Origin of the sequence: Actinoplanes sp. NPDC048791 (assembly GCF_040650095.1) — a bacterium.
Lineage (GTDB): Bacteria > Actinomycetota > Actinomycetes > Mycobacteriales > Micromonosporaceae > Actinoplanes.
In genome coordinates, this window is the sequence record NZ_JBEZGQ010000486.1 from 1 (window position 1) to 6,233 (window position 6,233).

Consider the following 6,233-nt stretch of genomic DNA (forward strand, 5'->3'; position numbering starts at 1 on the left):
CCACGCCACCCCGCGCTGCCCCCCGCACCCGCGCCGCAGCCTTGGGTCGTTCCACGGGGCCCGGTCCGACGGGCTCCGCCACCTCACAGGGGAGATCATTGATGCGCACCAACCCGTTCCGCCGCCGGCTGCTCCAGCTCGCTGCCACCGCGGCCGTCGTACCGGTGGCCCTGCTGCCGTTCGGACCGGCGACGGCGGCGCCGTCGGCCGCGGCCGCGTCCGTCGCGGCGCCGTCCTTCACCAAGATCGAGGGGGCCGCGAGCGACGCGGCGGGCCTGCAGCCCACCGTGGACGCCTACCGGGCGCTGCTCGGCGAGCCCAACAACGGCAGTGCGCCGGGAAGCCAGCCGGCCGGGCGGCGCGAGATCAACTGGGACGGTACGCCGGACGCCCAGTCCGCGCCGAACCTGCTGCCCCGCGACTTCTTCAACACCACCGTGCCCCGTGGCGCGGTGTTCTCCTCCGGGGCCGGCAACAAGTTCCAGGTCAGCGCGGACAGCGACAACCCGACCCAGACCGCGGTCCGGTTCGGCAACATCAACCCTCAGTACCGGGAGAACTTCAACGTGTTCAGCGCGCAGCGGCTGTTCACGCCGCTGGGCACCAACAGGATGAGCGTCCGGTTCTTCCAGCCGGGCACGACCAAGCCGGCCACGGTCAAGGGCTTCGGCGCCGTCTTCACCGACGTCGACAAGGCCGGGACGACCAAGATCGAACTGTACGACCAGTGGGGCACCCAGCTCTGGTGGCAGGCGGTGCCTAAGGGCACGACGGCCAACCGAAGCCTCTCGTTCCTCGGCGTCAAGACCACCGCCGACGTGTACGAGGTCCGCATCACCACCGGCAACGCCCCGCTGAGCAGCACCAACACCGACACGTCGACCCGTGACGTGGTCGTCATGGACGACCTGCTGTACGGCGAGCCGCAGCCGCTGTCCTGACCACGACAGCCGACACAGCGTGGCCGGGGGTGCTTCCGCCCTCGGCCACGCCGCGCGTCACACCACCACGCCGTCGATCTGCAGGGTCTGGACCGAGGCCGCCGGGAACGGGACAGTGACCCGCTTGCCGACCACCCGCTGGTCCTGGCGGGCGGTGTACCGGTCGGAACCGCCCGGGACGGTGGACCAGCGCGGGACCACGCCGCCCGTGCCACCGGTGGCCTGGCCGAAGCGGGACAGGTCGAACGTCAGGTTCTGCGCGGCACCGGCGTTGAGCGCCACGATCACCAGGCGGCGGGCGGCCGCGTCGTAGCCCGCGATCGCGTGGTCCACGCCGAGGTCGATGATCCGCATGCCGGGGCGGATGTGCCGGGTGAACTGGGCGAGCGTGTAGTACTTGGTCTCGACCGCCCCGGCGGTGGCGGTGCTGCCGTTGTAGCGGATCGTGCCCCAGCCGGCCGACGGGTCCATCACCTGCCAGTAGCACCACGCCGTCGGGTGCAGCCAGCGCCAGTCCATGCACAGGTTGCGGGCCATGGCCAGGCCGGTGCCGTCGCTGTCGCCGTGCTCGGAGTTCCACAGCACCTTGTTGTCGGCGCGGACGGCGTTGTAGAGCAGGTCGCGGCGGGTGTCCGGGCCGTAGCCGTGCACGTTCACCTGCCGTACGAGTGCTTTGGTGGCACTGTCGAAACTGTTCCACGTCGCCCGGGCGGCGTCGAAGTTGGTCTCGTCCGAGGCCGAGATCGTCACGCCGGTCAGGCCCTGCCGGTTCAGCTCGGTACGCAGGTGCCCGAGCACGCTGCGCTGGGTCTGCGCGTCGATGTGGCAGCCCTCCTGGGTGCCGTCGGCGCGCCACCAGCCGGCCGAGGGCTCGTTGAACGGGTCCACCGTCCGGAAACGCACGCCCCACCGCTCCTGCGCGTAGCGGGCCGTGACGGCGAGGTGGTGGGCGTGCTGACGGTGGTTCCAGGACTGGAGATTCAGCCCGCCGCCGGCCGCCCCGGACGGATTGTGGTTGCCGCACATCCACCACATCGGCGAGTTGGCGAACAGCTCGCTGATCGCGCCTCGCTGGGTCGCCTTGACCAGGGCGGCGCGCTGCTTGGCGTCGAGGGTGAAGTTCCACGCCGGCGAGGCCGGGTCCTCGTTGGTGTAGTCGAGCCAGAAGCCCTCGATCTGCTTGAAACGCGGGATGTTGGGCGAGGCCACCATCCGCTCGCCGTTGATCGCGTTCCAGCTGCTGGCGCCCAGGTTGTAGCGGGCGATGGTCAGGCCGAGGCCGGGCAGCGTGGTGCCGTTGTACGACACGTTCTGCATGGTGAAGAAGAGGTCGGCGAAGTCGTCGCGGTCGCCGAAGACGTTGGCCCACCAGGCCAGCGAGGTGCCCCAGCCCTCCCACGCGCCGAAGTCGGCGCCCGGGTTGACGGCGATCGTGGCGTCCGCCCACGCCGGTTCCCCGCCGAGGGTGCCACCGGCGACGGCCAGCCCGGTCGCTCCCGCGGCGGCGAGAACCGTCCTTCTTGTGGTCATGGAGTCCTCCCGAGAGTGGTCACAGGCCCCAGCCCCAGCGGATCTGAGCGAGACCGGAGGCGTTGTTCACCGCGAGGCCGCTGCCGCTCTGCCGGGTCAGTGAGTAGGTGTCGCCGGTGCGCAGCCCGGGCCAGTAGACGATGCCCATCTGCCGGGCCCGCGCCAGGTCCGTCGTGGCTGCCAGGTACGCGGTGAAGTTGTTGCCGTCCTGGTGCCCCGCGCTGTAGTTCAGGCCGGTCGTCATGGGTGAGCCGGCCTCGTCGATGATGGTGCGTGAGGAGTACGACCCGAGCCGGTTGCTGAGGTTGCTGGTCCACGCGGCCCGGGTCGTGTCCGAGGCCCAGAAGCCGTAGAAGTGCAGCGACAACAGGGTGCCGTTCAGCGCGCTCGCCGCCCCCACGCCGGTCACGTTGTCGTTGTAGCCGGTGCCGCTGATCACGACCCGCCCGCGCGGGATGGTCGCGTGCCGCGACAGCCAGGTGGAGCACAGCGACACCCACGCGCTGAGGCTGTAGCCGAACGGCTCGTTCATCGGCTCGAAGTAGACGTTGCCGTTGCCGCCGTAGTCCCCGGTGACCCGGTCCCACATGGTGTTCCAGGCGGCGGGGTCGTCGACGTAGCCGTCCTTGTTCGCCTCCCAGTACGACAGGATGACCTTCATCCCGTGCCCGAGCGCCGAGTCGACGGCGCCCTTGTAGCGGGCCCACCAGTCGGAGTTGACGCTCTGCGGGTTGATCGGCAGCCGGACGGTGTTGGCGCCGACCTGCTGCTGGAAGCCGGTGATGACGCCGTCCGCCTTGGCCCGCACCGTGGCGTAGGAATCGGCCGCGGTCAGGCCGCTGGGGATGACCCAGCCGTCGACGTAGTTGTCGCGCTGATCCGCCCAGTTGACGCCCCGGAAGCCGTTGGTGGCCGCGGACGCAGGCGTGGACAGGGTGAGCAGCGACGCGGTCAGCGCTACCGCCGTGATCGCACTCAGGAAGGCTCGTCTCAATTCGACTCCAGTGCTCAAGGCTGGATGTTTACGCAAACACGGCCGGCCGCCGGAAGCCCGTGGATGACATCGATGTTGCCGAATGATTGCGCTAACATTGCCGAGGTGTCAAGGATTCGCGAGACCATCGTGCGGGCGGCCATGCCGCTCATGGGCGCGTACGACACCGTGACCACGGCGCAGATCGCCCGGGTCGCGGGCATCGACGAGGCTGACCTACTGGCCGTCTTCGCGGACAAGGAGGCGGTCATGCGGGCCTGTGCGGCCCGGATGACGGAGCAGGTGACCGCGGTGCTCAACCCGGCCGAAGAGGTACGGGAGCTGGACGCGATCCCGGCCGACCAGCCACTCGCCGCGCGCCTCGTAGCGGTCATCGACATCCTCGACGGCTATCACCGCCGCGTCCGTACCGATCTCGAGGCCCTGCAGCAAGCCGTCTCGGCCGGTGTACCGAGTCCTCGCCCGGTCAGCCGCGAAGACCTGCGAACCGCCGGCCGGTTGCCCGAGATCCAGCAAGCTGTCGCGAGGGTGCTGGAGCCGGATCAGCACCGCCTGCGACTCCCGGCCGGGTTCCTCGCGGAAGCCTTCCTCGGCATGGCCCTGACGGCACAGTCGCCGGTGCCGGCCGAGCAGGTCGTCGACCTCCTCCTGCACGGCGCGCTGAGCACCGGCCGACAGAACTAGGCGGCACCCGTGGTGGATGCCGCCTTCTGTGTCGGTGTGGGCTACTTGAGCCAGGGCAGGCGCTGCACCAGCGGCAACCGGGCCCACATCTTGCCGAGACCGAGGGTGTCACCCGCGGCAGTCAGAGCGAGGACAGCCAGGACACCGGCGTAGATCAGGTGGTCGTCCATGAACGGGTTGTTCTCCGGAGGCAGCACAGCAGTCCACATCAGAACCAGCAGCAGACCACCGGCAACCGCGGCCAAGCGCATGCCGATACCGGCGATCAGGGCAATGCCGATACCGGCCAGGCCCAGCATGAACAGCCAGTCAGCCCAGGCCGCCCCGGCAATGCTGTGATAGACCCCCTCGAACGGACCCGCGACCGCCTTGCCCAGGAAACCCTTGGTCGGGCTACCGCCGTTGATCCACGCCCCCTTGTCAGGAGTGGCCAGGCCGAGGCCGAACAGCTTGTCGATGAACGCCCACAGGAACACCCAGCCCAGCGCCAGACGCAACCCGGCGAGAGTGAAACGAGTGGCCTTGCTGCGACGGGACTCCGTGACGGTCGTGCCACCGGTCTCGAGGGGGACCCGGGTGGTGCGGTGCTGGACGGCGGTCATGGCGTCCACGTCCTTTCTGGGTTCGTTGGCTACACCCCTATTCCAGTCCGGATCGACGCCGGTGATCAGTGCCGCACTGCCGTACCTTTCGGGACCTTCGGCCTACCCGAGCTTGGCGACGGTCAGAAGCACCGCGGCGTCCTCGAGCGCCGTCAGGCTGTGCCGGGCGTCCGGCACAGCGAGCAGGTCACCGGTCGCGCCGTCGGTGGACGAGTCACCGCTGGTGAGGCGGACGCGGCCGGCCAGGACCTGCAGCGTCGCCTCGCCCGGGTTCTCGTGCTCGTCCAGGGCCGCGCCGGCGCGCAGCGCGACCAGCGTCTGCCGCAGGGTGTGCGTGTGCCCGCCGACGAGAGTCTGGGCGCTGCGGCCGCTGGACGAGTCGCGGGCCGTGGCGAGGTGCTGGGTGACCAGGGCGGTCAACGAGGTGGACATGACGCTCCTTCAGGTGGTGACCGGACGGCGGACCAGGCGGCAGGCCGCATTCAGGGTGAACCGACCGACACAAGCAGAACGGTGGCCTCCGGGTTACGGAGCCACCGTCCACGGCCGCGGTCGGGTCAGGCGATGCCGTACGCGATGCCGGTGCCGAGGATGTTGCTGTCGTCGTAGTCGAATTCGAGCTGATCGACAACGTCGACCACGCCCGCCACCTGGCGGGTCAGCCGCCCGGCGATCTCGGTCGTCGACCACCGGCCGACCCGGCCGGTGAAGGTCACCACGCCGTCGTCGACGGTGATGTGCACGCTCTCGATCTCGTCGGCCATGACGGCACGTACGACCCCGGCCCGCACGTCCGCGAGGATCTCGTCGTCAGGGCGCAGGTGCACCTTGAGCAGGTCGCCGCGGGAGACGATCCCGACCAGCCGGCCCAGGTCGTCCACCACCGGGAGCCGCTTGACCCCTTCGCCGTCCATCACCCGCGCCGCGGCCGCGATGGAGGTGCTGGCCGGCACGGTCACCGGCGGCGTGCTCATCAGGTCGGCCGCGGTACGGGCGGAAGCCTTGACCCGCTCGCCGCGACGGCGCCGGCCGTCGAACAGGCGGGGCACCTCGGCGCCGGCGTACTCGATCTTGCGGAGCAGGTCCGCCTCGGACACCACCCCGGTCACCCGCTGGAACCCGTCGACGACGGGTACGGCGCTGAACCGGTTGCGCACCAGCAGGTCGACCACGTCGCGGTACGGCGTGTCCGGCGTAACGGTGACCACCGCGGTGGTCATGACGTCGTTCACTGTCCAGGCCTTCATCACGAAGCCTCCTCCTCGGTCACCTCGACGCTAGGAGCGGACCGCCGGCCGGGGCAGGGCCGACCGGCCCTACCCCTCGGGACCACAGCCCGGGCCGCCGGAGCGCTACGCGACGCCGAACGGGGTACCGCGCTCCGAACCGTTGATCATGCTGTCGTCGATGTCGAACGTCAGACCGTCCGCGACGTCGACGACGCCCGGCACGCGCCGGGCCGTACCGGCGAGCCGCGCGGCG

At 70.2% G+C, this 6,233-nt stretch carries 7 protein-coding genes; 2 read left to right on the top strand and 5 right to left on the bottom strand.

Going from position 1 to position 6,233, the window contains the following annotated elements:
• The first annotated feature begins 101 nt into the window (after positions 1-101).
• Positions 102-941 (top strand): hypothetical protein, encoded by an 840-nt coding sequence (locus AB0C29_RS28730; RefSeq protein ID WP_360826367.1) that lies wholly within the window; start codon positions 102-104, stop codon positions 939-941.
• Positions 942-998: 57 nt separating this feature from the next.
• Here AB0C29_RS28730 and AB0C29_RS28735 read toward each other — a convergent pair whose 3' ends face one another.
• The gene (locus AB0C29_RS28735) at positions 999-2,471 is read right to left on the bottom strand and encodes a glycoside hydrolase (RefSeq protein WP_360826370.1); all 1,473 of its coding nucleotides are present in this window, start codon (positions 2,469-2,471) and stop codon (positions 999-1,001) included.
• Positions 2,472-2,490: 19 nt separating this feature from the next.
• Positions 2,491-3,465, bottom strand: a complete 975-nt coding sequence (locus AB0C29_RS28740) for a cellulase family glycosylhydrolase (protein WP_360826373.1) — start codon at positions 3,463-3,465, stop codon at positions 2,491-2,493.
• 105 nt (positions 3,466-3,570) lie between these two features.
• On the opposite strand from AB0C29_RS28740, the gene AB0C29_RS28745 reads away from it, so the two are divergent.
• Positions 3,571-4,149 carry a TetR/AcrR family transcriptional regulator gene (locus AB0C29_RS28745; RefSeq protein ID WP_360826377.1) on the top strand — a complete coding sequence of 193 codons (579 nt, stop codon included), beginning with the start codon at positions 3,571-3,573 and terminating at the stop codon, positions 4,147-4,149.
• Positions 4,150-4,190: 41 nt separating this feature from the next.
• Here AB0C29_RS28745 and AB0C29_RS28750 read toward each other — a convergent pair whose 3' ends face one another.
• From AB0C29_RS28750 to AB0C29_RS28760, 3 genes are all read right to left on the bottom strand, one after another.
• On the bottom strand, positions 4,191-4,751 hold the full coding sequence (locus AB0C29_RS28750; protein ID WP_360826380.1) for a hypothetical protein: 561 nt from the start codon (positions 4,749-4,751) through the stop codon (positions 4,191-4,193).
• Between the two features lie 102 nt (positions 4,752-4,853).
• Positions 4,854-5,183, bottom strand: coding sequence for a cupin domain-containing protein (locus tag AB0C29_RS28755; RefSeq protein WP_360826383.1), 330 nt, complete (start codon positions 5,181-5,183; stop codon positions 4,854-4,856).
• A gap of 125 nt (positions 5,184-5,308) precedes the next feature.
• Positions 5,309-5,998, bottom strand: coding sequence for a CBS domain-containing protein (locus AB0C29_RS28760; protein WP_360826386.1), 690 nt, complete (start codon positions 5,996-5,998; stop codon positions 5,309-5,311).
• Positions 5,999-6,233 lie beyond the last annotated feature (235 nt).

Coding starts and splice junctions, on each gene's coding strand:
- AB0C29_RS28730 (WP_360826367.1), top strand. CDS start 102: ATGCGCACCAACCCGTTCCGCCGCCGGCTGCTCCAGCTCGCTGCCACC.
- AB0C29_RS28735 (WP_360826370.1), bottom strand. CDS start 2,471: ATGACCACAAGAAGGACGGTTCTCGCCGCCGCGGGAGCGACCGGGCTG.
- AB0C29_RS28750 (WP_360826380.1), bottom strand. CDS start 4,751: ATGACCGCCGTCCAGCACCGCACCACCCGGGTCCCCCTCGAGACCGGT.
- AB0C29_RS28755 (WP_360826383.1), bottom strand. CDS start 5,183: ATGTCCACCTCGTTGACCGCCCTGGTCACCCAGCACCTCGCCACGGCC.
- AB0C29_RS28760 (WP_360826386.1), bottom strand. CDS start 5,998: ATGAAGGCCTGGACAGTGAACGACGTCATGACCACCGCGGTGGTCACC.